27 protein-coding genes, 2 tRNA genes and 1 other RNA gene are annotated in these 26,873 nt (G+C 63.1%); 17 read left to right on the top strand and 13 right to left on the bottom strand.

Going from position 1 to position 26,873, the window contains the following annotated elements; genetic code table 11:
• Positions 1-507 (bottom strand): transposase (locus tag OCL88_RS10730; RefSeq protein WP_264962485.1); only part of this gene is annotated, 507 nt, incomplete at its 3' end.
• A gap of 293 nt (positions 508-800) precedes the next feature.
• On the opposite strand from OCL88_RS10730, the gene OCL88_RS10725 reads away from it, so the two are divergent.
• The 3 genes from OCL88_RS10725 (at position 801) to OCL88_RS10715 (ending at position 3,637) form a co-directional block, all read left to right on the top strand.
• Complete coding sequence (locus OCL88_RS10725; protein ID WP_264962484.1) at positions 801-1,091, top strand: hypothetical protein; 291 nt, start codon at positions 801-803, stop codon at positions 1,089-1,091.
• Positions 1,092-1,341: 250 nt separating this feature from the next.
• On the top strand, positions 1,342-2,136 hold the full coding sequence (locus OCL88_RS10720) for an IclR family transcriptional regulator (RefSeq protein ID WP_021470736.1): 795 nt from the start codon (positions 1,342-1,344) through the stop codon (positions 2,134-2,136).
• A 142-nt stretch (positions 2,137-2,278) separates the two neighbouring features.
• A complete protein-coding gene (locus OCL88_RS10715) occupies positions 2,279-3,637 on the top strand; it encodes an MFS transporter (RefSeq protein ID WP_043427679.1) in 1,359 nt (452 codons plus the stop codon).
• Between the two features lie 277 nt (positions 3,638-3,914).
• Here OCL88_RS10715 and OCL88_RS10710 read toward each other — a convergent pair whose 3' ends face one another.
• Positions 3,915-4,982: a D-2-hydroxyacid dehydrogenase gene (locus OCL88_RS10710; RefSeq protein WP_166185464.1), complete on the bottom strand. Its 1,068-nt coding sequence runs from the start codon at positions 4,980-4,982 to the stop codon at positions 3,915-3,917.
• Between the two features lie 67 nt (positions 4,983-5,049).
• On the opposite strand from OCL88_RS10710, the gene OCL88_RS10705 reads away from it, so the two are divergent.
• From OCL88_RS10705 to OCL88_RS10695, 3 genes are all read left to right on the top strand, one after another.
• Positions 5,050-5,994 carry an NAD(P)-dependent oxidoreductase gene (locus tag OCL88_RS10705; protein ID WP_264962483.1) on the top strand — a complete coding sequence of 315 codons (945 nt, stop codon included), beginning with the start codon at positions 5,050-5,052 and terminating at the stop codon, positions 5,992-5,994.
• A gap of 68 nt (positions 5,995-6,062) precedes the next feature.
• Entirely contained in the window at positions 6,063-6,833 is a 771-nt protein-coding gene (locus OCL88_RS10700) for an SDR family oxidoreductase (RefSeq protein WP_021470732.1), read from the top strand.
• Positions 6,833-7,882 (top strand): L-idonate 5-dehydrogenase, encoded by a 1,050-nt coding sequence (locus OCL88_RS10695; RefSeq protein ID WP_264962482.1) that lies wholly within the window; start codon positions 6,833-6,835, stop codon positions 7,880-7,882. The genes OCL88_RS10700 and OCL88_RS10695 overlap by 1 nt, the downstream gene beginning before the upstream one ends.
• Here the strand turns inward: OCL88_RS10695 and OCL88_RS10690 are convergent.
• Positions 7,879-8,607 carry a FadR/GntR family transcriptional regulator gene (locus OCL88_RS10690; protein WP_031215998.1) on the bottom strand — a complete coding sequence of 243 codons (729 nt, stop codon included), beginning with the start codon at positions 8,605-8,607 and terminating at the stop codon, positions 7,879-7,881. The two genes, OCL88_RS10695 and OCL88_RS10690, sit on opposite strands and share 4 nt — an antisense overlap.
• Before the next feature lie 257 nt (positions 8,608-8,864).
• Here OCL88_RS10690 and gndA point away from each other — a divergent pair, with 257 nt between their 5' ends.
• Positions 8,865-10,301 (top strand): NADP-dependent phosphogluconate dehydrogenase, encoded by a 1,437-nt coding sequence (gndA, locus tag OCL88_RS10685; protein WP_264962481.1) that lies wholly within the window; start codon positions 8,865-8,867, stop codon positions 10,299-10,301.
• Positions 10,302-10,471: 170 nt separating this feature from the next.
• Here the strand turns inward: gndA and epsC are convergent, their stop codons facing one another.
• The 3 genes from epsC to msrA form a co-directional block, all read right to left on the bottom strand.
• Positions 10,472-11,056 (bottom strand): serine O-acetyltransferase EpsC, encoded by a 585-nt coding sequence (gene epsC, locus OCL88_RS10680; RefSeq protein ID WP_021470728.1) that lies wholly within the window; start codon positions 11,054-11,056, stop codon positions 10,472-10,474.
• A gap of 41 nt (positions 11,057-11,097) precedes the next feature.
• Positions 11,098-12,033 carry a cysteine synthase A gene (cysK, locus tag OCL88_RS10675; RefSeq protein WP_021470727.1) on the bottom strand — a complete coding sequence of 312 codons (936 nt, stop codon included), beginning with the start codon at positions 12,031-12,033 and terminating at the stop codon, positions 11,098-11,100.
• A gap of 67 nt (positions 12,034-12,100) precedes the next feature.
• Positions 12,101-12,625, bottom strand: coding sequence for a peptide-methionine (S)-S-oxide reductase MsrA (msrA, locus tag OCL88_RS10670; protein WP_264962480.1), 525 nt, complete (start codon positions 12,623-12,625; stop codon positions 12,101-12,103).
• 136 nt (positions 12,626-12,761) lie between these two features.
• Between msrA and OCL88_RS10665 the strand changes: the two genes are divergently transcribed.
• Complete coding sequence (locus tag OCL88_RS10665; RefSeq protein ID WP_069696367.1) at positions 12,762-13,673, top strand: Nif3-like dinuclear metal center hexameric protein; 912 nt, start codon at positions 12,762-12,764, stop codon at positions 13,671-13,673.
• Between the two features lie 55 nt (positions 13,674-13,728).
• Positions 13,729-14,466, top strand: a complete 738-nt coding sequence (locus tag OCL88_RS10660) for a zinc ribbon domain-containing protein (protein WP_062097007.1) — start codon at positions 13,729-13,731, stop codon at positions 14,464-14,466.
• Positions 14,467-14,470: 4 nt separating this feature from the next.
• Here OCL88_RS10660 and OCL88_RS10655 read toward each other — a convergent pair whose 3' ends face one another.
• Positions 14,471-15,235, bottom strand: coding sequence for a YaaA family protein (locus OCL88_RS10655; protein WP_264962479.1), 765 nt, complete (start codon positions 15,233-15,235; stop codon positions 14,471-14,473).
• Between the two features lie 57 nt (positions 15,236-15,292).
• Here OCL88_RS10655 and rnpB point away from each other — a divergent pair.
• From rnpB to OCL88_RS10635, 4 genes are all read left to right on the top strand, one after another.
• An RNA gene (gene rnpB, locus OCL88_RS10650) (RNase P RNA component class A) lies at positions 15,293-15,678 on the top strand.
• A gap of 314 nt (positions 15,679-15,992) precedes the next feature.
• On the top strand, positions 15,993-17,480 hold the full coding sequence (locus OCL88_RS10645; RefSeq protein ID WP_264962478.1) for a glyceraldehyde-3-phosphate dehydrogenase: 1,488 nt from the start codon (positions 15,993-15,995) through the stop codon (positions 17,478-17,480).
• A gap of 73 nt (positions 17,481-17,553) precedes the next feature.
• On the top strand, positions 17,554-17,745 hold the full coding sequence (locus tag OCL88_RS10640) for a hypothetical protein (RefSeq protein WP_264962477.1): 192 nt from the start codon (positions 17,554-17,556) through the stop codon (positions 17,743-17,745).
• Positions 17,746-17,875: 130 nt separating this feature from the next.
• Complete coding sequence (locus OCL88_RS10635) at positions 17,876-18,676, top strand: HNH endonuclease family protein (RefSeq protein WP_264962476.1); 801 nt, start codon at positions 17,876-17,878, stop codon at positions 18,674-18,676.
• A 28-nt stretch (positions 18,677-18,704) separates the two neighbouring features.
• Here the strand turns inward: OCL88_RS10635 and OCL88_RS10630 are convergent, their stop codons facing one another.
• The 4 genes from OCL88_RS10630 to orn form a co-directional block, all read right to left on the bottom strand.
• A complete protein-coding gene (locus OCL88_RS10630; protein WP_264962475.1) occupies positions 18,705-19,541 on the bottom strand; it encodes an acyltransferase domain-containing protein in 837 nt (278 codons plus the stop codon).
• Positions 19,542-19,543: 2 nt separating this feature from the next.
• Positions 19,544-20,116 (bottom strand): peptide deformylase, encoded by a 573-nt coding sequence (gene def, locus OCL88_RS10625; RefSeq protein WP_021470718.1) that lies wholly within the window; start codon positions 20,114-20,116, stop codon positions 19,544-19,546.
• Between the two features lie 132 nt (positions 20,117-20,248).
• Positions 20,249-20,324, bottom strand: a tRNA-His gene (locus tag OCL88_RS10620).
• A gap of 130 nt (positions 20,325-20,454) precedes the next feature.
• Complete coding sequence (gene orn, locus OCL88_RS10615) at positions 20,455-21,090, bottom strand: oligoribonuclease (RefSeq protein WP_079941272.1); 636 nt, start codon at positions 21,088-21,090, stop codon at positions 20,455-20,457.
• 147 nt (positions 21,091-21,237) lie between these two features.
• Between orn and mptB the strand changes: the two genes are divergently transcribed.
• Positions 21,238-22,794 carry a polyprenol phosphomannose-dependent alpha 1,6 mannosyltransferase MptB gene (mptB, locus tag OCL88_RS10610; RefSeq protein WP_264962474.1) on the top strand — a complete coding sequence of 519 codons (1,557 nt, stop codon included), beginning with the start codon at positions 21,238-21,240 and terminating at the stop codon, positions 22,792-22,794.
• 52 nt (positions 22,795-22,846) lie between these two features.
• On the opposite strand, the gene OCL88_RS10605 is transcribed toward mptB, so the two are convergent.
• Positions 22,847-23,533 (bottom strand): DNA alkylation repair protein, encoded by a 687-nt coding sequence (locus tag OCL88_RS10605; protein WP_264962473.1) that lies wholly within the window; start codon positions 23,531-23,533, stop codon positions 22,847-22,849.
• Between the two features lie 88 nt (positions 23,534-23,621).
• Complete coding sequence (locus OCL88_RS10600; protein WP_264962472.1) at positions 23,622-24,182, bottom strand: single-stranded DNA-binding protein; 561 nt, start codon at positions 24,180-24,182, stop codon at positions 23,622-23,624.
• 223 nt (positions 24,183-24,405) lie between these two features.
• Between OCL88_RS10600 and OCL88_RS10595 the strand changes: the two genes are divergently transcribed.
• From OCL88_RS10595 to ettA, 3 genes are all read left to right on the top strand, one after another.
• Positions 24,406-24,481: transfer RNA gene (locus tag OCL88_RS10595), tRNA-Arg, on the top strand.
• A gap of 66 nt (positions 24,482-24,547) precedes the next feature.
• Complete coding sequence (locus tag OCL88_RS10590; RefSeq protein ID WP_264962471.1) at positions 24,548-25,057, top strand: DUF6993 domain-containing protein; 510 nt, start codon at positions 24,548-24,550, stop codon at positions 25,055-25,057.
• 76 nt (positions 25,058-25,133) lie between these two features.
• The gene (gene ettA, locus OCL88_RS10585) at positions 25,134-26,816 is read left to right on the top strand and encodes an energy-dependent translational throttle protein EttA (protein WP_031215996.1); all 1,683 of its coding nucleotides are present in this window, start codon (positions 25,134-25,136) and stop codon (positions 26,814-26,816) included.
• Positions 26,817-26,873 lie beyond the last annotated feature (57 nt).

Here is a 26,873-nt window from a genome sequence, read left to right as displayed (position 1 = left end):
CCCGTGTTCCTGGTGCCAGGCATTGAGCCCTGCCAGCCATGCTGCTGCTTCGGCCGGGGCGTTGATCCGTGTCAGCGCCCGTCCTAGCCGCAGCAATGCCCTGCCTGCCTCTGTTCTGGGCCGGCTGGTCAGGTAGGTGCGGACGTTCCGCTGGACATGGACCAGGCAGCGTTGGACCGCGGTTTCGGACCAGCACTCCGACAGGGCAGCGGCGATCCCGGACCCGCCGTCGGTGATCACCACCCGTGGTGCCGGGAACCGTTGCAGCAACGCCGCCCACGCGGTCTTCTTCTCGGTGTCACACCACTGCCAGCCCAGCACATGTTCCCCGGCAACAGCGATCAAACAGCACCACGAGCCGACGTAGATCCCATCGACCTGGATCTGGTCATGGACCTCACCGGTGGCAGGGATCCGCGGGACGATGTTCCAGCACCAGGCAGTGCGCCGACGGAAGGACCGGGCCGTGCCAAACGAGGCAGCAGCGGCCTGGCCGGTGGTGCCCATCAACCAGCCAAGGAACGCTTCCAACTCGGCCCTGCGACTGACATCCGGGCGTTCACCAGAGCGGCTCGACCCGCAGTTCAGGCACCGGTAGCGTTGTTTGCCCGCTGACGTTTTCCCGTTCCGAACCAGCGTTTGGCCACACACCAAACATTTCCCAGATATGCAAGCACCCCAGCCACACTAAGCTCCAAAAGCTTAGCTACCCCGAATTTCGCCCGCCGATACTGAGAAGCAAGCCCCTCCGTTACACACGTTTTGTCCTATAACCCGTACCTGCCCCTAGTGTCCTCGGTATGGAGCACGTCTATATACGTAACAAAGCTGACGGCACCCCCGAGTCGGTGGTGCGGGGAGCCAGGGAATGGCAGATAGCGGTCGAGCCCGTTCGCTGGTTTGAACGGGTGGCCTGGTGGGAGACTACCAAGCGCATGCCTCGCGGGCAGGGCAGGGCGGACATTGAAGTGTGCCAGGTCCAGGTCCGCCTCGGAAGCAACCCGGGTTCGGCCCTGGCCACATGGGAACTCGTGCGCGACGGCGCCGGCGGAGGGTGGTGCATCAGGGAAGAAATGAACGCTGTTGCTTAAGGCAGGACCCGCTGTTTCGCGGAAATGGCTGAGCTCTCCACCGCGACTATTGGGGGATGCCGCGGTGGAGAGCTCGAAAAAGAATATACAGCGAACTCCGGATGAATGGAAAGCAATCACTGCAATGAACAGTTCTGTGTCTTTTGCCGGAACGCCGGGACGGAAATCGTAGGTTCTCACTCTCCGAAACCCACTATGATGGGATCTGTTCAGCAGACTGAACAGCAGGATCCAACGACGAAGGAGAATCATGGCTGATTCCCGAACCGCCCGTTCAGAAGGGTTGGGAGCATCGTCGCCGGCTCCGGCCGTGACCCGGGCTGCCGCAGTGCTGGACGCCCTTGCCGGGTCCCCCTCGGGGAGACTGACCCTGAGTGACCTCGCCAGGGAGCTTGGGATCCCCAAATCGTCCACCTCGAATCTGCTGCTTGCCCTTGAAGAGGCGCGGCTTATCACCCGCCAAGGAGCCGATTTCGCGTTGGGTCGCAAGCTCGTTGAACTCGGCGCTGCGTATCTGAGCCGTCTTGATGAGGTCCAGGAGTTCTACAAGTACTGCGAGCAAGCGCCCACCCTCTCCGGGGAGACGGTGCGCATCGCCATGCTCGACGGTGACCACGTCATTTATCTGGCCCGCTATGAGGGCCACCCCGCTGTCCGGTTGACGTCCAACATCGGCGACAAAATGCCCGTGTCCCTGTGCGGCGTGGGCAAGGCGCTGATTGCCCAGCTCCACGACCATGACATTGAGGCCATGTTCCCGGACGGCATGGCACTGCCCGTTATGACGGCAAATTCCCTCAGGACGGCCGAGGAGTTAAAGGCCCAGATTGCGACCATACGGAAGCAAGGCTTCGCCTTCGAGGATGAGGAGTCGACCGTCGGCGTCGTTTGCCTGGCCGTGCCGGTGCCTACTCACGGCGCCCATGGACCCAGCCTTGGACTGTCCGTAACAGCACTGAAGGCCACCTATTCCGAAGAGCAGGGCGCGCTCATGGTCAAGGAGTTGAAGGAATTGGCCCGGTCCTTGGGTAACCCAATGGGATGACACGCTCAGACCTGCAAATAAATCTGATTTCAATATTGGCATGTGATTCAACTCGCTGTACGCTGTTCAATATAGTGACCTTGGCGGTTGAAGCCATCACTATCTCGCCGGGCCAACGGGGGCCTCGCGTGATGTTGAGGGAGTGCTTGTGATTACTCAAACCAATGCAAAGCTCGCAGCGGAGGCTGACGACGCGGTTGTAGAACCGGACCAGCTTCGAAGGGCAACGCTGGCCAGTTCCGTAGGCTCCGCACTGGAGTACTACGACTTCTACATCTACGGCTTGGCTTCGGCCTTGATCTTCGGGCCGTTGTTCTTTGCTCCTCTGGGGCCTGACGGCGCCCTCATCGCGTCCTTCGCCACGTACGGCGTCGGATTCGCGGCGCGTCCCTTCGGCGGGCTGATCTTCGGCTTCATCGGTGACCGGTTCGGCCGCAAGATGGTATTGATCCTGACCATCGCCTTAATGGGCACCGCCAGCTTCGCCATCGGGTTGCTGCCCACGTTCGAACAGGCGGGCATGCTGGGCGCAGTTCTGCTGGTAACCCTCCGGATCATCCAAGGCCTCGGTGCCGGCGCGGAGCAGGCCGGCGCAACGACGCTCATCTCGGAAGTGGCCCCGCGCCGCCGTCGTGGGTTCTTCGCATCCCTGCCTTTCGTGGGTATCCAGCTCGGCACGCTCCTGGGCGCCGGCACGTTTGCCCTGATTGCCATGGCGGACACCTCGGTCCTTCAAGGCTGGCTGTGGCGCGTTCCCTTCCTGGCCAGCTTCATCCTTATCATCGTTGCGGTCTTCATTCGCCTGAAGCTCAAGGAAACTCCGGCTTTCCAGGAACTTGAGAAGCACAAGAATGTCGTCAAGAACCCCATCGGTGCGCTGTGGAAGCATTCCAAGAAGAACGTCCTGGTGGGCATCGGGCTCCGTATGGGAGAAAACGGCAACTCGTCCATCTACTCGGCGCTGCTGGTGTCGTTCATGAGCATGCCGGCCGGTGTTTTCGCGGGCAATAACTCCATTGGCCCCGTCGGCCTGCTGATTGCCGCAGGTTTCGCAGCCATCCTGGTGGTTACCTTCGGTGCTTTGTCCGACAGGTTCGGCCGTGTTCCGGTCTACCGTTACGGTGCCCTCTTCCAGGCGATCATTGCTGTTCCGGCCTTCTACCTGGTCACCCTGGGCAACGTCACGTTGGTATGGATCGTCATGGCAGTGGGCATCGCGATCGGCGTACAGTCCATGCTCGGCCCGCAGTGCCCCTTGCTTCCTGAGCTTTTTGGTTCGCAGTACCGGTTTACCGGCGTGGCCATGAGCCGGGAGATTTCCGCAGTCATCGCCGGTGGTATCGCCCCGCTGCTTGGAGCAGTATTGCTGGCGGCCACCAACCATTCGTGGCTGGTCCTTGCCATCTACTCGCTCGTCTTGGCGCTGATCTCCTTCGTCACCACCTTCTTCACCCCGGAGACGGTGGGACGCGACCTCGTCAGCACGGAGGACGCCAAGTAGGCGCTGTAAACCCCTGAAAGGGCGGCTTCGCACTGCGAAGCCGCCCTTTCGCGTGTGCGGCTGCTTTCCGGCGACGGGAGCGGGCCCACGCGTTCGCGGGAAAGCTGGCGTTCGCGGGCCCGCGTGTTCGCCGGAAAGCTGCCGTGCCCGCGCGAAGTTTCCCTGGGTGCCCGCAGGATTCCCGCGAACCCGCCGCGGGTGGGCCACACAGCAAAAGGCTCCAACCCCCGGCGGCCTGTTCAGTTCGGGGGTTGGAGCCTTTGTTGGCGGCGCGGGTTTAGTAGAAGTGCACCGGATCCACGAGGTGCGGGAGATCTTCCCCGTCGATGAACTTGCGGAGGTTGCTGCAGAAGCGTTCTGCAATGAGGCGGTTCTCGGCAGCGCTGAGTGCTGAGGTGTGCGGGGAAACCAGCACCTTGGGGTGGCTCCAGAGCGGGCTGTCCTGGGGGAGCGGCTCAACGGCAAAAACGTCGAGGCAGGCATAGGAGACCTGCCCGTTGTTGAGGGCTTCGAGCAGCGCGTCCTCGTCCACTACCGTGCCGCGCCCTACGTTGACGAACACTGTCCCGGGCTTCATTGCGGAGAAGATCCCGGTACTGAAAAGCTTCTCCGTGTAGGGGGTGCCGGGCAGGGTGTTGACCACGGCGTCGGCGTCGGCAACCAGGCCGGCGAGTCCGTCGTTGGTGGTGACCTCGTCGATTCCTTCAATGGCTTCGACGTTGCGCTTGGTGCCGCTGACCTTCATGCCAAGGGCCCGTGCGATGCGCGCCGTTTCCATGCCGATCTCGCCGAGGCCTGCAATGACAACCTTGGAGCCATTGGCAAGCCTGGTGGGGGTCCGCAGCTCAGGCCACACCTTGGCAGCCTGGTCCTGGGCCAGCTCGGCACTGCGCTTGAATCCGTTCAGGATGCCGAAGGCGGAGAATTCAGCGAGGGGGAGCGCGTGCACGCCCGCTGAGGTGGTGACGTGGAACTTCCGGAGGGTTTCGGTGTCGAGGCCTGACGCCTTGACGGCGCCGCCTGCTCCCGCGGCCATGGCGTGGATCCATTGCAGGCGGGGGTTGCTTTCGGCGATCCTGGCCAGGCCTGCCGGGCTCTCGTTCGGGAAGCCGTACAGAACCTGGGCTTTGTTCAGCATCGACCAGTAGCGCTCTTCCTGCTCAGGGGTGCGCTCGAAGCGGGGGTCGCCGGCGTGGTCGGCCGGGAAACGCTCGGGGGGCAGCAGGTCCGGCTCGTAGAGGACGGTCACGGAAGGGTCAACAGCACGGATCTGCTCTACATACTCAGCTTCGAGGGGTACAGCGATCGCGATGGTAAGTTCATCAGTCGTCATAGTGTTCATCATACTGAATGGCGGCTAGGATATTGAACAGATTTCTCCGACATGACCACGAAGAAGTGAGGGCGAACCCATGAACAGCACCGGATCGGCTCCCGGCAGGCGCGCAGGCTTCATAGGCCTGGGCCTAATGGGGGCTCCGATGGCCGCGAACCTGGCTGCGGGCGGCTGGGACGTGACGGGATGGAACAGGTCCGAAGGCGCCTTCGACGCGGTTCCGGCCATTAAGCGCGCGGCCAGCGTCGCCGATCTGCGGGATGAGCCGGTCATCGTGTTCATGCTGCCTGACCTGCCCTTCATCGAGGATGCAGCCGCTGGCCTGCTGTCCGCGTGGCGGGCCGTGCCCCCGGCGGCAGGTACCGCCGTCGTCATCATGAGCAGTGTCTCCCCGACTGAAGTCCGACGGTTCGGTGGCACCGTGGCCGAGGCCAGTGCCGGGAATGTTGTAGTGGTGGACGCGCCGGTCAGCGGCGGCACGGTGGGCGCAGAGCAGGGGACGCTCGCCATCATGGTGGGCGCATCCGAGACGGACTTCGAGCGGCTTCACCCGCTTTTTTCGACCATGGGTTCCACGGTCCGGCGCATGGGCGGACTGGGATCCGGATCGCTCGCCAAGGCGTGCAACCAGTTGATCGTGGGAAGTACGACGGCGGCACTCGCCGAGGCGGCGGAACTCGCCGAACACTCGGGCATGGATGTGGAAGCCCTGTTTGACGTCCTGTCCGGCGGGCTGGCGGGAAGCCGTGTCCTGGAGGTCGTTGGACCCCGCCTCGCAGCCAAGGACTATCACCCCACGGGTCCTGCCAAGTTCATGCACAAGGATCTCGGCTTCGTCCTGGACAGCGCCCGGGCAGCCGGGACCGCCGTGCCGATCGCGACGGCCGCTACTGAGCTTTACGCCGAACTGAAGCGCCAAGGGCTGGGTGACCAGGACCTGGCCGTTGTCCGGCAAGCCATCGCCAACCTGGGCGCCATTCCCGCCTGGTCACCGCCCGCCGGGGCGCCGGCCAACAGCTAACAAAATCCCATCCGACCGGCACGAACAAGCCCTTGCCGGATCCGAACACGAAGGAAATCAACATAACCATGAGTGGACTATTCGATCTGACCGGCCGCGTTGCGCTGGTCACCGGTTCAAGCCGGGGGATCGGCAACGCCCTCGCCCGGGGCCTTGCCGACGCCGGGGCGACGGTGGTGCTGAACGGAATCAACAGCGAGCGGCTGCAGGCTGCGCAGCAGGCAATGGCCGCCGATTACCCCGAAGGACGGGTCCAAAGCCGGGCTTTCGATGTCACCGACGCTGCCTCTGCCGCTGAGGGCGTGGACTGGGTCGAGAAGAACGTCGGCCCACTGGACATCCTGGTCAACAATGCCGGCATCCAGCACCGGGTTCCCATGCTCGACCTTGACGTCAAGGACTGGGAACGCGTCATCACCACCGACCTCACCAGCGCCTTCCTGGTGGGCCGTGAAGCCGCCCGGCACATGATCCCCAGGGGCAGCGGCAAGATCATCAACATCTGCTCGGTGCAGACCGACCTCGCACGCCCCACCATCGCCCCCTATGTTGCGGCCAAAGGCGGCTTGCGGAACCTGACCCGCGCCATGACCGCGGAATGGGCAGCTTCCGGGCTGCAAATCAACGGCATTGCACCGGGATACATCCACACGGAAATGACCCAGAACCTGGTTGACGACCAGGACTTCAACTCGTGGATCCTGGGCAGGACGCCCGCCAACCGCTGGGGCACGGTGGCTGACCTCGCCGGACCCACTGTCTGGCTGGCGTCGCAGGCCTCCAACTTCGTCAACGGCCAGACGATCTTCGTCGACGGCGGAATGACGGTGGTGGTCTGATGGGCATCACGCTTCCAGCAACAGGACCCGCCGTGGTGGCCCACGGCAAGGGCGACCTGCGCATCGAAGACCTTCCACTCACCCGCCCCGCACCCGACGAGGCGATCGTTGAGATCGCCTACGGGGGAATCTGCGGATCAGACCTGCACTACTGGCTCCATGGCGCAGCCGGTGAGTCCATCCTCAAGGAACCGATGGTCCTTGGCCACGAAATCGTCGGGGTCGTCCTCCGGCAGGCGGCGGACGGCAGTGGTCCGGAAGCCGGCACGCCGGTGGCTGTTCACCCTGCCACTCCCGCCCCGGGCGACGTCCGGTATCCGGAGGACAGGCCTAACCTGTCTCCTGGCTGCACCTACCTGGGCAGTGCTGCGCGGTACCCGCACACCGACGGCGCCTTCAGCCGCTACTCGAACCTTCCTTCCAGGATGCTGCGGGCCTTGCCGGAAAACCTGGACCTCCGGACAGCCGCCCTCGTGGAACCGGCGAGCGTCGCCTGGCACGCCGTAGCGCGCGCCGGGGATGTTGCCGGGAAGACTGCCCTGGTCATCGGCAGCGGGCCGATCGGCGCCTTGGCTGTTGCGGTGCTGAAGCGCAACGGCGCGTCGCGGATCGTCGCCGTCGACATGCATGACAAGCCTCTGGAGATTGCACGCGCGGTAGGCGCGGATGCGGTTCTGAAGGGCGACGACGCCGAGGCCATTGCCGCCGTCGACGCCGACATCGTCATCGAGTCCTCGGGCAGCCACTTCGGGCTGGCGTCGGCCATCAAGGGGGCCACCAGGGGAGGCAAGGTGGTGATGGTGGGCTTGCTGCCCTCAGGTCCCCAGCCGGTCTTCATTTCATTGGCCATTACCCGGGAACTGGAACTGCTCGGTTCCTTCCGCTTCAACGACGAGATCGACGAGGTCATTACGGCATTGGCCGACGGCTCGCTGGCCGTGGACCCCGTGGTTACGCACGAATTCGACCTCAACCACGGCCTCGAAGCGTTTGAGGTGGCAAAGAACTCGGCAGAGTCCGGGAAGGTACTGCTGAACTTCCGGGATTAGGTCCTGGCCACCGGAACGAAGACGCGGGGCTGGCTCTCCCAGATGGGGGCCAGCTCCGCAATAGTATGCCGCATGATCTGATCCGAGGCCTCCCGGGCCCGGGGGCCGTCTCCTGCATGGATCGCCTCGGCAACATCGATGTGCCATTGCAGGGCCTGTTGCTGCGGGTGCTCAGGCATCAGGCCGTGAACGGTGCGGCCGGTCAACGTTTCAGTAACCTGGCCGATCAAATTGGCGAACATCTCGTTGCCTGAGCCGGACAGCACCAAGGCGTGAAACCGGATGTCCAATTCCAGGAAGCGGGCTGTGTCTCCGGCATCGCCCGCTTCCCGCATGGCAAGGGAGATGTCCATGAGCTCCTGCCGGAGGGCGTCCGGTGCGTTGCCGGCGGCGAGTTCGGCAGCTACGGGCTCGACGGCGGAGCGCAGCTCAGCCAGCGACCGCAACTGGGCGCCGCGGGCTTCACCGGCCAGCCGCCAGCGGATGACCAGGGGATCGAAAGGGTTCCAGCGGTGGGCAGGCAGGACCCTGATGCCCACCCGCTTGATGGTTTCCACCAGTCCCAGCGATTGGAGCACCCGGACTGCTTCGCGCACGACGGAACGGGAGACGTTCAGCTCTTCTTCCAAGTGCTCGGCCAGCATGACGTGGCCTGTGGGGAGGGTGCCACCCACGATCCGGGTTCCCAGGTGCTCGACGGCGCGGTGGTGGAGGCTGGTTGACATAGTGGTAAGCATAGTGGCGCACACTCCGCCCGGAAGGCAGGCTGCCTGCTTGTGCCCTGTTCGGCACGTGCGGGACGTTTGTGCCGCCCGCGCCGAAAAGCCGCGTCATCTTAGACTGTTTTATGACGCGGCGCTGTCCCACAACGTGAGCCAGGCTACCGGCCCGCGAATTTAATACGTATGGTTTATTACAGCCCCTGTTAACGAAATCGCTTCCTGCTGCCTGCAGGACTATGCACGATCGAATTGGAGTTTTGATGTCAGCACACATCGGTGTCACCGGCCTTGCGGTGATGGGCGCCAACCTTGCCCGTAATCTTGCCCGCAACGGCTTCACCGTGGCTCTCCACAACCGTTCCGTGGAGAAGACTGATGCTCTTCTTGAAAAGCACGGGTCAGAGGGCGATTTCATCCGCACGGAAACGCTGCAGGAGCTTGTCGACTCGTTGGAGAAGCCGCGCCGTGTCCTGATCATGGTCAAGGCCGGTGCCCCCGTGGACAACGTCATCGAACAGCTTGAACCGTTGCTCGAGGCCGGCGACATCATCATCGACGCCGGTAACTCGCATTATGAGGACACCCGCCGCCGGGAAGCCGCGCTGGCCAAGAAGGACCTCCACTTTGTGGGCGTCGGTGTCTCCGGCGGCGAAGAAGGCGCGCTCAACGGCCCGTCCATCATGCCCGGCGGTTCCCGGGAATCCTATGACGCCCTGGGCCCGCTGCTGGAGAAGATCTCCGCCAAGGTCGACGGCGAACCGTGCTGCGCCTGGATCGGCACCGACGGTGCAGGCCACTTCGTCAAGATGGTCCACAACGGCATCGAATACGCCGACATGCAGGTCATCGGCGAAGCCTTCGATCTCCTGCGCTCGGGTGCGGGCATCGAACCGGCCGAACAGGCCAGGATTTTCGCTGAATGGAACAAGGGCGATTTGTCCTCCTTCCTGATTGAGATCTCCGCCGAGGTCCTTGGCCATGTGGATGCCAAGACCGGCAAGCCTTTCGTGGATGTTGTGGTTGACGCCGCAGGGCAGAAGGGCACGGGCCGCTGGACGGTTATTTCCGCGCTCGAGCTGGGTTCGCCGGTGTCCGGCATTGCCGAGTCCGTCTTCGCCCGCGCACTGTCTTCGCAGGCTGAGCAGCGCAAGCTGGGCCAGGAGCTGCTGGAAGGGGCGGAAGCCGCCGTCGAAATCCCCGAGACGTTCGTCGAGGATGTCCGCCAGGCGCTTTACGCCTCGAAGCTGGTTTCCTATGCCCAGGGCCTGGACATGCTGACCTCTGCGGCCAAGGAATACGGTTGGGACCTGAAGCTGGACGAGATCGCTTCGCTCTGGCGCGCAGGCTGCATCATCCGTGCTGAGCTGCTCAAGGACATCACCAACGCGTACGCTGCCGAGGAAAAGCCCGCCAACCTGCTCTTCGCGCCGGCTTTCACCAAGGCCATCGCGGAGGTCCTGCCGGCATGGCGCCGCGTGGTGGCCACCGCTGTTCAGTTGGGTATCCCGGTACCGGTCTTCTCCTCCTCCCTGGCCTACTACGACGGTCTGCGCCGCAAGCGCGTCGCCGCTGCCCTGATCCAGGGCCAGCGCGACCTCTTCGGTGCACACACCTACGGCCGCGTCGACGCCGAGGGCACGTTCCACACGCTGTGGGGCGAGGACAAGTCCGAAATCTCGGCAGTGGACACCCACTAACCACGATCACCGCAAAGGCCGGTTCCCCCCCTCATGTGCAGGGCGGAGCCGGCCTTTGCCGTCCCAAAAACGCATCGATCACCCGGGCCTTGAAGACAAAGAAATGCCCCGGGAACCCTGCCGTGAGGCGAGGGATCCCGGGGCGCCAGGATTCTTCCGGACCGTGCTTGCTAGATCCGGTATTCGATGTAGTACTCGGCGGGGTCCACCGCCGGCTTGGTCTCCGACCTTGCATCCCTGTGCCGCCACGTGGCGGGGATGCCGGTGATGATGGACTCCGGGGGAGCGTTCTTCACCACCACGGCGTTGGCGCCGATGGCGCTGTCCGCACCGATCGTGATGGGACCCAGCACCTTTGCCCCGGCGCCGATGGTGACCCGGTCACCGATGGTCGGGTGCCGCTTGACCTTGGCCAGTGAACGGCCGCCCAACGTCACCCCGTGGTAGATCATGACGTCGTCACCGATCTCCGAGGTCTCTCCGATCACCACGCCCATGCCGTGGTCAATGAAGAAACGGCGCCCGATCGTGGCACCGGGATGGATCTCGATTCCGGTCATGAACCGGGCCAGCTGTGATATCAGCCGGGCAGGAAAACGGAGGGCCGGATTCTGCCACAGCTTGTGCGTCAGACGGTGGGCCCAAATGGCGTGCAGGCCGGAGTAGGCGAAAAAGTTCTCAAAAGAACCTCGAGCCGCCGGGTCGTGGGACCGGGCGGCGTCGAGGTCTTCCTTAAGCCTTGCGAAGAAACTCACAAAGACCTTTCTACAGGAACGGGTTGGGTGCGGGCGAAGGATCAGCCGCGGATATCGTCAAACAGCACAGTGGAGATGTAACGTTCGCCGAAGTCGCAGACCACAGCCACAATCAGCTTGCCGGCGTTTTCGGGGCGCTTGGCCAGTTCCAGTGCGCCCCACACGATCGCGCCGGAGGAGATGCCGCCCAGGATGCCTTCGCGGGCACCGAGTTCGCGGGCAACACGGACGGAATCTTCGAGCGTAGCGTCGAGCACCTCGTCGTAGACGTTGGTGTCCAGGATTTCGGGAACGAAGTTCGCTCCAAGGCCCTGGATCTTGTGCGGGCCCGGGGCGCCGCCGTTCAGGATGGGGGAGTCCTTGGGTTCGACGGCCACGATCTGGACGCCGGGCTTGCGTTCCTTCAGGACCTGTCCGACGCCGGTGATGGTTCCGCCGGTGCCGACGCCGGCAACGAAGATGTCCACTTCGCCGTCGGTATCTGCCCAGACTTCCTCGGCGGTGGTGTCACGGTGCACCTGGGGGTTGGCCTCGTTGGCGAACTGGCGTGCCCAGATGGAGTTCTCGGTGTTGGCTACGATTTCCTGGGCTTTCTCCACCGCACCGCGCATGCCTTCGGAACCCGGGGTGAGGACGATTTCGGCGCCGTAGGCGCGGAGCATGACACGGCGTTCCGTGGACATGGTCTCCGGCATGGTGAGGATGACCTTGTAGCCGCGGGCTGCACCCACCAAAGCAAGGGCGATGCCCGTGTTTCCGGAGGTTCCTTCGACGATGGTGCCGCCGGGCTTCAGGGCACCGGACTTCTCGGCGGCGTCGATGATGGCCACGCCGATGCGGTCCTTGACGCTGTTGGCCGGGTTGTAGAACTCCAGCTTGACCGCAACAGTGGCGTCAAGTCCTTCGGTAAGGCGGTTCAACCGGACAAGCGGGGTGCGTCCGACTAACTGGGTGACGTCGTCGTAGATCCTTGCCATGAAAATGTATGCCTATCTCTGAAGAGGGATTGCTGAGGTCAGCCTAACCAGCGGGGCGGAAACCCCGCTAAGCAATTAGCCATGCGGAGTAATATTTCCTGGCCTTGGCCAGCTTTGGGTTAATAATCACCTGGCAGTAGCCCTGGTTCGGGAATTTTGCGTAGTAGTTCTGGTGGATATCCTCTGCATCGTAGAAATGACCCAGCCTGCTCACTTCCGTAACAATCGGATTCGACCACAATGCCTGGGCGCGCTCGATGGCTTCCTCGAAAAGGATCTTTTCCTCAGTGGTGGTGTAGAACATCGAGGAGCGGTACTGCGTGCCCACGTCGTAGCCCTGGCGGTTCAACGTGGTGGGGTCGTGCAGGGCGAAGAACATGTCGAGGATGACCTCTTCCGGAACCGAGGCTTCGTCAAAGGTCACCGCCACCACCTCGGCATGCCCCGTGGTTCCGGAACACACCTCGTAGTAGTCGGGATCGGGCAGATGGCCGCCTGTATAGCCGGAGACAACCGAGCTGACACCGCGGGTCTTTTGGTAAACGGCATCAAGGCACCAGAAGCAGCCGCCGCCAAGTACGAAAGTTTTCATGATCTCTTCAATGGCTCGCAGGGCGTGATGATTCCCGCAACACCTTACGGGACGGTGACGGAATCGAGCAGCCTTCCTGCACTTTGGCCCGTGGCCGGACCCTGACCGATCCGGCTGCGTAGGTAAGAATAAGAGTATGGAAGCAGTAGACACCGCCCTTTCCAACGGGGACACCGGCGATGAAGCCGGCACGATCGACGCGAACGGGGAACCGACCCTGGGCCAGGTCCTGCTGGCAGTGGAGGAACTCTGGCCCGAATCCCTCGCGGAGGACTGGGACGAGGTGGGGCTGGTTGTTGGCCGCCCCGATGTTCCGGTCACCAAAGTCCTCTTCGCTGTTGACCCCACCCTGGATGTCATTGATGAAGCGATCGAATGGGGCGCCGAACTCCTCATAACCCATCACCCGCTGTTGCTCAAAGGGGTGAACTCCGTGGCTGCCACCTCGGCCAAGGGCCTGGCCGTGCACCGCCTCATCGAAGCCGGAACGGGACTGCTCACCGTGCACACCAACGGGGACTCGGCGGTAGGGGGAGTCTCCGACGTCCTTGCCGATGCCATGGGGCTGGACAACGTTACGCCATTGGCCACCGCGGCCAACGGCTTGCCGGAGGAAGGGATAGGCCGGGTAGGCGACCTCCCCGAGCTCATGACACTCGGCGACTTCGCCGCCAGGGTTTTCGGGATGCTGCCGGCGGTGGCCGGCGGTGTGCGCGTGGCAGGGGACAAGGACGGCTTGGTGCGCAGGGTTGCCGTCTGCGGCGGGGCAGGTGACAGCCTGTTCGACGCCGTCCGCGCCAACCACGCCGATGTCTACGTGACCGCGGACATGCGCCACCACCCTGCCTCTGAAGCCCGCGAAGGTGCGGTGAACGGCAGGCCTTACCTCATTGACGTCTCGCACTTCGCCAGCGAATGGCTGTGGCTTCCCGTCGCGGCCGAAGCGCTTGGCAACGTGCTCATGGACCAGGGCTTCGACGTCGAGATCCGCGTCAGCAGCACCAACAGCGATCCCTGGGACTTCATCCTGACTCCCGGCGGGGACTAGAGTCTAGGAACATACGGGCAAACCGTAGGGAAAACACAGACCAGCGGAGGTAAGCGTGGCGAAAGCAGCACCGGCAGAACAACTGAAATTGCTTGATCTGCAGGGACTAGACGCCAAGCTGAAGTCGCTGGCCGGACGCCGGAAGGTCCTGGAGACGGATCCCCGGATCGTGGACCTGACTGATGCCCTCACCGTAGCCAACGGTGAACTCGGTGCGGCCAAGCTGGCCGTACACGACGCCGAAGCGGAGCTGCGCCGCGCGGAAGCTGACGTGGAGCAGGTGGTTTCACGGATCGACCGGGACGAGGCCCGGCTCAACAGCGGAACAGGACTTTCCAAGGACTTGGTTGCGCTGCAGAACGATATCGCCTCCCTCAACAAGCGCCGCTCGGACCTGGAAGACATCGAGCTGGAGATCCTTGAACGCCTGGACGGACTGCGGGAACGGCAGGCAGCGCAACAGGCGATCGTGGACGACATCCAAGGATCTTTTGGTGCCATCAGGGCCGAACTTGATGAGGCCATCGCGGAGGTTGCCGCGGAAGAGGCGGTTGTCCGCGGGCAGCGGGCAGCTTTTGCGGAGACCCTGGACCCCACCATGCTCGCGATCTACGAAAAGACCATTGCCAAGCGCGGCGTAGGTGCGGCCCGGCTCTTCCACGGCAAGTCCGAGGGGTCCGGCATGACACTCAGCCCCGGCGACCTCGCGGAAGTGAAAGCAGCCGCCGAGGACGAGATCGTCTTCTGCCCGGATTCGGGATGCATCCTGGTCCGGTCCGCCGAGTGGAACTAGCCGACTAGCCCCTCAGAATGATGTTGAGCGCGTGCGGTTTGCGTGCAGTGCCCTCAACAAGTTCGGCGGTCCACGCCTCGTTGGTGGCTTTAAGGAGCTGAACAGGTGTGGCCGGTGTTTTTCCGCGACGTGTCAGCAGGTGCCTGGCCAGTTCGCCGCGCGTGTGCTTGGCGAAGTGGCTTACCACGGTCCTCTTGCCGTTGGCCTCCGTGAACACGTTGACAGAGACGGTCTGCGCCGGCGGGGGAGCCCAGGCAGCCGCGTAGGTACTGGAGCGGCAGTCCACCAGCAGTTCCCCCTCGGTGCGGCCGGCGAGGGCGGCCGTCAGTTGGGGTTTCCAGTAGGAGGCAAGGCGTCCGACGTCGGGCAGTGCGGTTCCCATGGACAGCCGGTAGGCGGGCACATGGTCGCCAAAGCCAATCGCGCCCCAGAGGGCGGAGACCACCAGAATGGACTCCGTTGCCTTCCGTCGCTGGGTCGGCGTCATGGTGCCAAAGCCCAATGCGTCATACAGCACACCCGAATAGACCTGGTGGGCAGGCGCCGCCGGTTCGGCGTGTAGCCGGGTATTGCGTTCGACGTCGTCCCGCAAGGAGGCGCCGACGCCCAGCAAGGCGAGGGCGTCCTCGTGGGCGCTGACCGTCCCCAATGCGTCCAGCACCCTGGCCCGGTAAGGGTTCAGCTCCGGGAAGCTCAAAGCCTCCCAGTCAATGGCGGGGCCTTTGGCAGCGGGGGTCTTGCCTTCGGAAGGCGGCAGGAGAATCAGCACCCGTCGATATTACCGGTGACAGGGCGGGCGCCTGACGCCGGTAGACTGAAGGACGGATGGGTTGGCCAGGCGGTCGCGCGCCACGCAAGTGGCTCGAGGAACGTCCGGGCTCCGCAGAGCAGGGTGGTGGGTAACGCCCACTCGGGGTAACCCGCAGGCCAGTGCCACAGAGAAAAGACCGCCCGCGTCCTGGTGCCCGCACCGAGCGCAGGTAAGGGTGAAACGGTGGTGTAAGAGACCACCAGCTCCCCGGGTGACCGGGGAGGCTAGGTAAACCCCACCCGGAGCAAGGCCAGACAGGACACGTTCGAGGGCTGCTCGCCCGAGTGTCCGGGTAGGCTGCTGGAGGGCGTCGGCAACGGCGTTCGTAGATGGATGGCCGCCACTCCTCTGCCGGCAACGGCAGGCGAGGACAGAACCCGGCGTATCGGCCAACCCATCCACTCTCCCGCTGCACTTCCTGCAGCGGTGGCCGCCCCTTTTCGGTTGTACCTGCCCTGCTTTCCGATTGTGACGCCGCTGTGAGTGATTTCACGCCCCTCGGCGAGGAAGTGGCGCCAATGGCGCCCTAGAATGGTTAGCGAACGTAGAGGTTCTGCCGCTGGTCTGCGTTCGCAGCCGGCGGATTTTCTTTGCTCTCGTTCAAGGCGCTGCGGGTGGACCGAAGCCTGCGGCGCATGTGCCGCAGGACTACTCCGGGCGGCCGACGCCATCTGCATACGAGGACGTATGTGGTTGACCCAAGGAAGGTAGTTCTGTGAGCCAGACGTCAGATTCTTGTCTTGATAAGTGGATGGGCCGGGAGGCCCTCGCCGAAGCCATGATTCCGGTGATCGGCCGGCTGTACCGGGAAAACAACGTGGTCACCAGCATCCACGGCCGTAGCCTGATCAACAAGTCCACCATGAACATCCTGAAGGCCCACCGCTTCGCGCGTCGGATGAGCAACACTGAGCTGCAGCTGGAAGAGACTGCACCGCTGCTGAATGCACTGGCTGAGCTGGAGCTCGGCGCGGCAGCAATCGACATCGCACGCCTCACCGAGAAGTACCGTGCTGAAGGTGAAGGTGCGTCCCTGGACGCTTTCCTCCGTACCGAACTGGCGGACATCGTCGGCAAACGCGGCGCTGACAACCGCACCAGCACCGACGTCGTACTCTACGGTTTCGGCCGCATCGGCCGCCTCCTGGCACGCATCCTGATCGAGAAGGCCGGCGGAGGCCACGGCCTGCGCCTGCGCGCCATCGTGGTCCGCAAAGGCGCGGACAACGACCTCGTCAAGCGAGCCAGCCTGTTGCGCCGCGACTCGGTCCACGGTTCCTTCGAGGGCACGATCCGCGTGGACGAGGAAGCCAACACGATCACCGCCAACGGTGTCCAGATCCAGGTCATCTATTCGGACAACCCCGCCACGGTGGACTACACGGCCTACGGCATCAAGGATGCCCTGGTAGTGGACAACACCGGCCGCTGGCGCGACGCCGATGGACTGGCCCAGCACCTGCAGAGCAAGGGCGTGGCCCGTGTGCTCCTGACGGCTCCCGGCAAGGGCAACCTGAAGAACATCGTGCACGGCATCAACCAGGGCGACATCACCGACGAAGACAAAATCGTCACCGCAGCTTCCTGCACCACCAACGCCATCACTCCGGTCCTGAAGGCCATCAACGACAAATTCGGCATCGTCCACGGCCACGTTGAGACGGTGCACTCCTTCACCAACGACCAGAACCTGATCGACAACTTCCACAAGGGCGACCGCCGCGGACGTTCCGCCGCGCTCAACATGGTCATCACGGAAACTGGTGCTGCCAAGGCCGTTGCCAAGGCCCTCCCGGAGCTGCAGGGCAAGCTGACGGGCAACGCCATTCGCGTTCCTACCCCGGACGTGTCCATGGCTATCCTGAACCTCAACCTCTCCACTAGCACCACCCGCGACGAGGTCAACGACTACCTCCGCGAGATGTCCCTGCATTCCCAGCTGCGGAAGCAGATCGACTACATCGACTCCCCGGACGTCGTTTCCACGGACTTCGTTGGTTCCCGCCGTGCGGGCATCGTTGACGGGCTTGCCACCATCTCTACCGACAAGAACCTGGTTCTTTACGTCTGGTACGACAACGAATTCGGGTACTCCTGCCAGGTGGTACGCGTGATGGAAGAGATGGCAGGGGTCAACCCGCCGTCGTTCCCTGCGCGTGACGTGGTCGCTCCCATTGCGGTGCTTGAGGCAGCCAACGCCTAAGCATCGGTACTCAGACCGGGGTTTCCCGGCCGGATCACTGGAATCGGCCGGGAAACCTGCCCACAATGGGTGCATGGAAAACGAATCGACGCTGGAACACGCGCTGGATGTCGCGAAGGCAAACCACAAGCAGGCACAGAAACTCCTGGACCAGGCAGTCAAAGCCAACGCCGCCGGGGACGTCTCCGATGAACGCGTTGCACAATTGCGGACTCTCCTGGAAGTTGCCGCCGACGACCTGCGGCGCGTCATGCGCGAACAGTAGCCACGGCGACAACCACCCCATGGCTTGCTCCACCGTGTGACTTCTCCTGCACACTGTGGATACAGGCTCCGATGTCGGTGCTTTGTCCTAGTCTCAAAGGGCAATAAGTCACCAACCGGATGGAGCCTCCTTGAGCCGCACTTGGCCTGCCTACACGCGGGCTCGCCGCCGGAACCGTCTGGCCTGGGCCATTCTCGCAGCGGCATCCGCTGCTCTCGCGGCAGGCCTCGGCTGGTTCTTCACCGCAGGGCAGTTCGACGCCGCCGGGCCCTGGAACACCGGACCCAGTGCTGCCCCGGTCTTCAATCCGGACTGGATGAAACCCCTCCCGGGAGCGGCACGCGTACCGGCCCGGAGCGCTGTCGCAGCGCTTGAACAGCTGGAGGTCAAAGGACGCGGGACAGCCAACGACTACGATCGGGCCGCCTTCGGGCAGGCATGGCTGGACGCTGACCGGAACGGGTGCGATACCCGCAACGACGTGCTCCGCAGGGATCTGAGCGCCGTGGAGTTCAGCGCTGGATCACCATGCAAGGTAACGGCAGGGCGCCTTCAAGAGCCCTACACCGGGGCAGAGATTTCGTTTCGCCGCGGACCTAAAACCAGTGCCGCCCTACAGATCGACCATGTGGTGGCATTGGCTGACGCGTGGCAGAAAGGCGCCAAGCAGCTCTCCGCAGGACAACGGCAACTGCTGGCCAACGATCCCCTGAACCTCATCGCAGCCGACGGCCCGCAAAACGTCAAGAAGGGGGCCGGCGACGCCGCAACCTGGCTTCCGCCCAACAAGAACTTCCGGTGCCACTACGTAGCGCGCCAGATCTCGGTCAAAGCAGCGTATCGGCTGTGGGTCACACAGGCGGAGAAGGACGCCATGAAGCGGGTGCTCGATTCCTGTCCGGATCAGCAAACTGTGAGTCAGCCCAGGTAACGGCTTTGCTGCCGGCCGTCCGGGCGGGCTAAAGGGCCAGCCGGCCGTGGCCGAGCTGCCAGCTGCCGCCGTCGTCGATTCTTTCCAGGACCACACGCTGCAGGGAAGTTTTCCGCGGCAAAGCCTCCAAGCCCTCAAGGCCACGTTGCCGGAACGTAAAATACACGGCGTCGGCGGGGGCATCGGTGCAGTGGCTCACCGTGAAACGCCGGGCAAACGAGGCAATGTTGCCCGCGGGAAGGTGCTCCGCGAGATAGGGGTCCAGCATCCATGAATCGCAGATGGCCTCAGTCACCGGTTTGTCAGGGAAGTGCTGGGCGAAGAAGGTACGGGCTTCCGCAAAGGCCTGATCGACTACCCCGGGAGAGAGGCTCCCGTCTTCGGGAATGTGCACGCCCAGTTCCCAGCCGGAAGCCGCAGCGGACGATGTTGGGGATTCGCTGCCATTGCTGCGGACAAGGTGGAACTGCAACCGTCCCAGGCGGAACATATTTCCTGCCATATGGAGCGTCATCCAGCCCCAGGTGTCCAGCCCGAACCGGCCGTGGACACGCCGGTTGACGCGCAGCTGCAAACCGAGGTCGGCCAAGGACGCCCAGGACGTCGCTGCGTTGATGCCCAGGCCGAGGTGGTAGTCGTGAACGGTCGGTGCGAAGCGTAGGAAAGCCTCGATCCACTCTGCTTCGCTCTGGCCTGCGCTTGGAAGGCCCTCTGAAGGGAATGTCCCAAGCTTATGTTCCATGGCGGTGATGGCGTCGCGGACGCCCGGTGAAGGTTTCAACGCGAGCAACCCGGCACACTCAAGCGCATCCTCACCCCTGATGTCCAGGTGTTTGAGGAGTCCTCTGAGGTGTGCAGCGTCCACGGTCAGTGTCCGAACGGATCCGGATCCACGCCGGGCATCCAGGTCAGGCCCGGGACACCCCAGCCGTTCTTCTTGGCCTGCTTCATGGCTTTCCTGGCATAACGGTCCACCAGCCTGTTGACGTACAGCTTGCCATCCAAGTGATCGTACTCATGCTGAATTACCCGGGCGAACCAGCCCGTCGCCACGAAATCAAGCGGCTTGCCGTGGCCGTCGAAGCCCTGGACCCGTGCCCAGTCGGCCCGCTGCAAGGGATAGTGCTCGCCGGGAAACGACAGGCAGCCTTCCACATGTTCGTCGGGATCGGGGAGGGCGCCGGACACTTTTGAGAGTGTCAGGACCGGGTTGACCACCACGCCTTCATCAGGGGCGTCGTCATCGTTGGCGTACTTGAAGACAAAGATCCGCTTCCCGACGCCCACCTGCGGCGCTGCCAGGCCAACCCCATTGGCGGCCTCGTTGGTCTCGAACATGTCGGCGATCAAGGTGCGGAGCTCGTCGTCGAAGGTTTCCACTTCGCTGGCCCGGCGATGCAGGACAGGTTCGCCCCAGATGGTGATCGGCAGGACCGTCATGTCAGTTCTTCCTTGTCAGTCGCTGGACGCCTTCGACCGGACCGCTGGACCCGGCCGATCCCAAACACAATGAAGGCCGCACCGGATAACCGGTGCGGCCTTCATGGAAACCGGCTTTCCAGCCAATCTCGGTGGGGTGAGCGACGGGGGTTGAACCCGCGACCTCCTGGACCACAACCAGGCGCTCTGCCAACTGAGCTACGCCCACCATGTGCCTCGTGGATTGACCGTTTGACCGGCTTTCCGTGAAGGCAACGACAAATAGCTTACCTGCTGTTTTCGGGTTCAAAGTCCACTTTTGCCGGTTTCGCCGAAAAAACCTTTAAAAATGGCGCAGATCACACTCCGATGGAGCCGGTGAGGGTCTCGGCGGAAGCGGTTGTCTCCTTGGAAATGCGTTGCGCGGTGGCCGTGTCCGGGCCCGGTGCCGGAACGAAGACAGCCTGGCGGTAGTACCGGAGTTCATCAATGGAGTCCTTGATGTCTCCAAGGGCCCGGTGTCCGCCGTGCTTGGCAGGTGCTTGGAAGTAGGCGCGGGGGAACCAGCGGCGGGAGAGTTCCTTGATGGTGCTGACATCGATTACGCGGTAGTGCAGGTGCTCAATGACGTTGGGCATGTCCCGTGCGAGGAACATGCGGTCCGTGCCGACGGAGTTTCCGCCCAGCGGCGCCTTGCGGGGATCCGGAACCCATTTTTCGATGTACTCGAGCACCAGGGCTTCGGCTTCGGCCATCGTCTTGCCGTGCGGCAGTTCGTCCAGGAGCTTGGAACGGGTGTGCATGTCGCGGACGAAGTCGTTCATCTGCTCCAAAGCGGCGTCGTCGGGTTTGATGACCACGTCCACGCCGTCACCGAGGATGTTGAGCTCGGAATCCGTGACGAGGGCGGCGACCTCGATGAGGGCGTCGTTCACGAGGTCCAGGCCGGTCATTTCGCAGTCGATCCAGACGATGCGTTCATTAGTAATAGGCACGCGCCTAGCCTATCGTTCAGGCTGATCCAAGTGCTCCGATGGTACGATTTTTTGGACATGGCGGTGACTTTTTCCCGCTGTGACCTGCCCTTGAGACTCGAAACTTCGTCCCGAAACATGCCGGGCAAACGATTGGATGCAAACCACATGACGGTGCCCGTACCCGCCGCCTCGAAGGCAGGGAAAATTGCGCCGACGCAAGATGCGGCCACCGGGGAAGTGGACAACGCCAGGTCCCCGCTGATCGCCGGTTTCATCGGTTCCATGTTCCTGGTTGTTGGTTCGCTCGGGGTTGGCTGGCTTGCTCCGGTTTCTGAACTCCGCCGCCTGCCCCTTTTCATTTGGATGCGGACAGAGGGCGTCGGCGTCGGACTGTCGATCGTGCTCCTCGCCGTGGGCGGCATGCTTCTGGTGAGGGCATGGCTCCGGTTGGGCCAGAGGGTCCGTGTGTGGGGCCTGGAAGCCCGGAAAGCCACCCTTCAGGCCGTGGTTGCCTGGGGACTGCCAATGATGTTTACTGTCCCGTTGTTCAGCAGGGACGTGTACGCCTACATCGGCCAAGGCCGGCTGATGGTCGAGGGGATGAACCCCTACGAGAACGGGATTTCCGCCCTTCCCAACTACTTCCAGTTGGGCGCAGACAAGATGTGGACCGAGGCGCCCGTTCCCTACGGTCAGCTTTTCCTGTGGATCGAACAGTTCGTGGTGTGGGTGACCAACGTCCAACCTGAAGCGAGCATCATGCTGTTCCGCCTGGTGGCAGTGGTCGGAGTAATCCTCTGCATTATCTACGTACCAAAGCTGGCGGAACTTCACGGCGTCAACCCCCACCGTGCGCTGTGGTTGACGGCCGCCAACCCGCTGTTCCTCACCAACTTCATTGCCAGCGTCCACAACGATTCGCTGATGATCGGTCTGGCCCTGGCAGGCCTTTACTACTGCGCCACGCGCCGGGTAGTGCTTGGAATCGTGCTGGTGGCGCTTTCCATCTCGGTCAAGCCCATCACTGTGGTCTTCCTTCCCTTCATTGGCCTCCTGTGGGCCGGTAAGGGCGCCTCTTGGCCGCGGAAGTTCCTCTTCTGGTTCCTGACTGCTGCGCTGACGTTCGGGCTGCTCTATGCCATGAGCCTGGTCAATGGCTTCGGCTTCGGATGGATCAAGGGCCTCTCGGCACCGGGCAGTGTGTGGATTTGGTATGCACCCGTTGGCCTGATCGGACTGGTGGTTGCTTCCATTTCGAACGTGTTCGGGCTCGACGGCTGGGGCATGGCCAAGTGGGTGTACGACGCCGGCAAGGTACTCATGCTGGCCGCGGTGGCATGGCTCGTCTTCCGGGGTGAGCACGACCGCCTCATGCGCCGGTTGACCCTTGCTTTCGCAGCGATCGTCCTGTTGGCCCCCATGATCCAGTCCTGGTACGTGGTGTGGCTGATACCGCTTTTCGCGGTGACCGGAATCCGCAATGACTGGCAGGTCAAGGCGCTCTACTTCGTGGTCTCCTTCTTCATGGTCTATGCCATCTCCGATCAACTCGACGTCTTCCCGTACCTGCAGAGTGAAGATCTTGGGCTTGCCCTCACCTTGGCCAGGAACGCCGCGGCCATCATCGCTTTGCTCTTCGCCGTGTACCTGATTTTCGTAGACCCCAAGACGAAGACCCTCTTCCGGAAACGCGACGAGCCCGGGACCCGTCCCATTATCTAAGACGAGCCAGGGACCCGCCCCATTATTTAAGGGCCGGCCGCGTCTCCCGGGGCTATGGCGTGGACAGCAAGCGCAAAGCCTCCCGCGCGGACAGGGGACTGAGCCGGGATGCATTCTCCTCGGCGAAAGCTTTGACCCAGCCTGGATCCGTCTTGCTGTATTCGCGCAGCGCCCAGCCGATGGCTTTGCGGATGAAGAACTCCTTGTTGTCCATGTTGGGACGGATTACCGCGGCCAGCAGGGAGGTGTCCGTGGCTGCCTTGGATCCCAGCTGGGCGGTGATGGAGGCCCTTCGGATCCACATGTCGCTGTCTTTGGACCACTGGAGAAGGGTCGGCGTCATGGTCTCCGGGTGTTTGAGGAGCAAGGTCCCGAGGCGGTGGGCCACACCATCGACCAAGTCCCACCAGGCTCCTGTCCGGATGATTTCTTCGTAGACAGGCAGCATGCCGGGATCGTCCCTGACCATGCGGATGCCGGTCAGATCGATGGCCGCATAACGTTCCTCGCGCACTTCCGCCTTCCGCCACAAGTCCAGGACGGCCTCGCGAAGGTCCTCCGCCGAACGCGGCGGGAACTGCTTGATGGCTTCCTTGACGATCCGTCGGACCTCGGGGACGCGGACTCCCAAGGACGGCATGTCGGACTTCATATAGGCCTGTGCACCGCGCCCGCGTTCGGCGTCGGCCGAAGAACGAAGGGTGGAACGAATAGCCCTGGGAAGGTCGCTGTTGTCCATGCCTCAACTCTAGGGCGGGAACGGTCACCGTTCCGGGGAGGGCGGCCGCCATTGCGGTGCATCGCCCGTGCCCCGGAACTCGCAGCTCTCAGGCGGTGGCATCCACGAGCTCTCCTGTCCGCGGGTTCACTGACATGCCCTCGCCGGTCTCAACGTTCACCACAACGTCGTCATCTTCCGGCGGAGCCGCGGACTCGGGAGTTGAATCCCACCCCACGTCAGAGGCCGGAGGTGCAGGAGCCTCAGCCGAGTCCTGCGGCTGGGGCGCAACTGTTTCCGACGGCGCTGAGGTGCCGTTCATGCGTGTGAAGTTGGCTGAGCCCCACATGAGATCGTGCCCCACCGCCTCGGCATCCACCTCGGCAACGTGGTAAACCTTGCCCTCATGCTCCCACTGCCTGAGCCGCAGCCTTCCGAGCACGATCACCCGCTGGCCCTTCTTCACGCTGCAGCCCACATGCGCGGCCAGGTAGCGGAACGATTGCACGGTGTACCAGTTGGTATTGCCGTCCACCCATGTGTTGCTGGCCCTGTCGTACCGCCGCTCTGTTGTTCCCAGCCGGAAGGAAGCTGTGGAGGTTCCCCGGGCAGTGGTGGAGGTTCTGACTTCAGAGGCTACGAAGCCGCGGAGGGTGAGGATGTCGTTCATGGTGATCCTTTTGACGTAGGAAGCTGCCTGTCCGGCTTTCTCAGCTTCAACCAGCCACGCGGAAGGGTCGATGATCTATCGGCGCTATGTGCATAACCGGCGCGGGGGCAGCATGTTGAGGAGCAGTGGACCGTTGGTGGCGGGTGTCTTGGCAGGGGCCGGGAGGAATGCACTGTAAACTCTTTGTGGCGCCAGCAGCTTCAGCCTGCGTGGCAGCCGGTATGCCCCAGTAGCTCAGGGGATAGAGCAGCGGCCTTCTAATCCGCCGGTCGGGGGTTCGATTCCCTCCTGGGGCGCCAGTTACCCCCGGAACTCCACAGGGGTTCCGGGGGATTGCTGTCAGTGCGCAATGAGTGGGGGAATTGATGACACGGAGCGGGACAACGCCGGGCAGGAATACTCCGGAGCGCCTGAAGACCCATAGGCGCCGCAGCGTCATGGTGTTGGCGTGCGTCGCAGCGGCCATGGCACTTGCCTCCTGCACGCCGCCTGCACAGACCACTCAGACCGCACCGGAGCCCACCGGGTCCGAGCCGCCGGCCATATCCGGGACAGCATCCCCCGGGCCTACGCTCGCGCCGGAAGTTTCCGCGGCAACAAAGACTGTCGAAGCTACGCTCAAGAAAATAGTCGCCGCGACGTCCAAACCGGAACGGGAAGCGGTTCGGAGCGCCCTGGTTGCTGCCGGCATCCCGGCAAGCAACGTGGAGGTATCAGTGAGCCGGACGCCCACCGGGCTCGATGTCGACGCAATGGAAGCTGCCGCCTTGGCCGGGAGCAGCTGCGTCGTGGGGCAAATCCGCGACGGCGGGGTGGTGATGACGGTGCTTCCCGTCCTCGCCAGCGGGAAATGCTTTGTTGGTGACGTCCGGTAGGCGCCAGTCCACCGCCGGAATGTGAGTTCCACGTCCAAATGTGAGTTCTGCCCGCCTAGCCACTAGATTTAACGGCATGGCGGAATTCATTTACACGATGACCAAGGCCCGAAAGGCCGTTGGCGACAAACTTATTCTGGACGATGTCAGCATGTCGTTCTTCCCCGGTGCCAAGATTGGTGTCGTGGGCCCTAACGGTGCTGGCAAGTCCACCATCCTGAAGATCATGGCCGGACTGGACACCCCCTCCAACGGCGAGGCCCGCCTGAGCCCCGGCTACACCGTGGGCATCCTCCTGCAGGAACCGCCGCTGAACGAGGAAAAGACGGTCCTTGGGAACGTCCAGGAAGGCGTTGGCGAGATCTACGGCAAGATCCAGCGCTTCAACCAGATCTCTGAAGAGATGGCCAACCCTGACGCTGATTACGACACCCTCCTTGAGGAAATGGGCAAGCTGCAGGAAGCCATTGACGCCGCTGACGCGTGGGACATCGATTCCCAGCTGGAGCAGGCAATGGACGCGCTCCGGTGCCCGCCGGCGGACGCGGATGTGACCGTGCTTTCCGGTGGTGAGCGTCGCCGCGTGGCGTTGTGCAAGCTCCTGCTGCAGAAGCCGGACCTCCTGCTCCTCGACGAGCCCACCAACCACCTCGACGCCGAAAGTGTCCTGTGGCTTGAGCAGCACCTGTCCTCGTACCCGGGCGCAGTCCTGGCCGTCACCCACGACCGCTACTTCCTGGACCACGTAGCCGAATGGATCGCCGAAGTCGACCGCGGCCACCTGTACCCGTACGAAGGCAACTACTCCACCTACCTGGAGAAGAAGAAAGCCCGTTTGGAAGTCCAGGGCAAGAAGGACGCCAAGCTGGCCAAACGCCTCACGGAAGAGCTTGAGTGGGTCCGGTCCAACGCCAAGGGCCGCCAGACCAAGTCCAAGGCCCGTCTGGCCCGCTATGAGGAAATGGCTGCGGAAGCCGAGCGCACCCGGAAGCTGGACTTCGAGGAAATCCAGATCCCGCCGGGACCCCGCCTGGGCAATTTGGTGATCGAAGCCAAGAACCTCAAGAAGGGCTTCGACGATCGCGTCCTCATCGAGGACCTGTCCTTCTCGCTGCCCCGCAACGGCATCGTGGGCGTCATCGGCCCGAACGGCGTGGGTAAGTCCACCCTGTTCAAGACCATCGTCGGAATGGAGTCCCTCGACGGCGGCGAGCTGAAGATCGGAGATTCCGTCAAGATCTCCTACGTGGACCAGTCCCGTGGCGGCATTGACCCCAACAAGACCCTGTGGGAGGTCGTTTCCGACGGCCTGGACCACATCCAGGTCGGCCAGGTCGAGATGCCTTCGCGTGCCTACGTTTCCGCTTTCGGATTCAAGGGCCCGGACCAGCAGAAGAAGGCCGGCGTCCTCTCCGGTGGTGAGCGTAACCGTCTCAACCTGGCATTGACGCTGAAGCAGGGCGGAAACCTCCTGCTCCTCGACGAGCCCACCAACGACCTCGACGTCGAAACCCTGAGCAGCCTTGAGAACGCCCTTCTGGACTTCCCTGGCTGTGCTGTTGTGGTCTCGCACGACCGCTGGTTCCTGGACCGGGTGGCAACCCACATCCTGGCCTACGAAGGCGATGACGAGAACCCCTCCAAGTGGTACTGGTTCGAGGGTAACTTCGAGTCCTACGAGGAAAACAAGGTGGAACGGCTCGGTCCTGACGCGGCAAAACCGCACCGAGTCACGCACCGCCGCCTGACCCGCGATTAATCGCAATCGCGACTAACCGCAAAATCGCCCAAGCACAAAAGCGAATAAGCGTAATAA

Source organism: Paenarthrobacter sp. PAE-2 (assembly GCF_026013155.1).
In the GTDB taxonomy this organism is placed as follows: Bacteria; Actinomycetota; Actinomycetes; order Actinomycetales; family Micrococcaceae; genus Arthrobacter; species Arthrobacter ureafaciens.
Note: the sequence above shows the minus strand (reverse complement) of the source record. Positions and strands in the feature narration are given on the sequence as shown.

Coding starts and splice junctions, on each gene's coding strand:
- OCL88_RS10725 (WP_264962484.1), top strand. CDS start 801: ATGGAGCACGTCTATATACGTAACAAAGCTGACGGCACCCCCGAGTCG.
- OCL88_RS10720 (WP_021470736.1), top strand. CDS start 1,342: ATGGCTGATTCCCGAACCGCCCGTTCAGAAGGGTTGGGAGCATCGTCG.
- OCL88_RS10710 (WP_166185464.1), bottom strand. CDS start 4,982: ATGATGAACACTATGACGACTGATGAACTTACCATCGCGATCGCTGTA.
- OCL88_RS10705 (WP_264962483.1), top strand. CDS start 5,050: ATGAACAGCACCGGATCGGCTCCCGGCAGGCGCGCAGGCTTCATAGGC.
- OCL88_RS10700 (WP_021470732.1), top strand. CDS start 6,063: ATGAGTGGACTATTCGATCTGACCGGCCGCGTTGCGCTGGTCACCGGT.
- OCL88_RS10695 (WP_264962482.1), top strand. CDS start 6,833: ATGGGCATCACGCTTCCAGCAACAGGACCCGCCGTGGTGGCCCACGGC.
- OCL88_RS10690 (WP_031215998.1), bottom strand. CDS start 8,607: ATGTCAACCAGCCTCCACCACCGCGCCGTCGAGCACCTGGGAACCCGG.
- gndA (WP_264962481.1), top strand. CDS start 8,865: ATGTCAGCACACATCGGTGTCACCGGCCTTGCGGTGATGGGCGCCAAC.
- cysK (WP_021470727.1), bottom strand. CDS start 12,033: ATGGCAAGGATCTACGACGACGTCACCCAGTTAGTCGGACGCACCCCG.
- msrA (WP_264962480.1), bottom strand. CDS start 12,625: ATGAAAACTTTCGTACTTGGCGGCGGCTGCTTCTGGTGCCTTGATGCC.
- OCL88_RS10665 (WP_069696367.1), top strand. CDS start 12,762: ATGGAAGCAGTAGACACCGCCCTTTCCAACGGGGACACCGGCGATGAA.
- OCL88_RS10640 (WP_264962477.1), top strand. CDS start 17,554: ATGGAAAACGAATCGACGCTGGAACACGCGCTGGATGTCGCGAAGGCA.
- def (WP_021470718.1), bottom strand. CDS start 20,116: ATGACGGTCCTGCCGATCACCATCTGGGGCGAACCTGTCCTGCATCGC.
- mptB (WP_264962474.1), top strand. CDS start 21,238: ATGACGGTGCCCGTACCCGCCGCCTCGAAGGCAGGGAAAATTGCGCCG.
- OCL88_RS10605 (WP_264962473.1), bottom strand. CDS start 23,533: ATGGACAACAGCGACCTTCCCAGGGCTATTCGTTCCACCCTTCGTTCT.
- OCL88_RS10600 (WP_264962472.1), bottom strand. CDS start 24,182: ATGAACGACATCCTCACCCTCCGCGGCTTCGTAGCCTCTGAAGTCAGA.
- OCL88_RS10590 (WP_264962471.1), top strand. CDS start 24,548: ATGACACGGAGCGGGACAACGCCGGGCAGGAATACTCCGGAGCGCCTG.
- ettA (WP_031215996.1), top strand. CDS start 25,134: ATGGCGGAATTCATTTACACGATGACCAAGGCCCGAAAGGCCGTTGGC.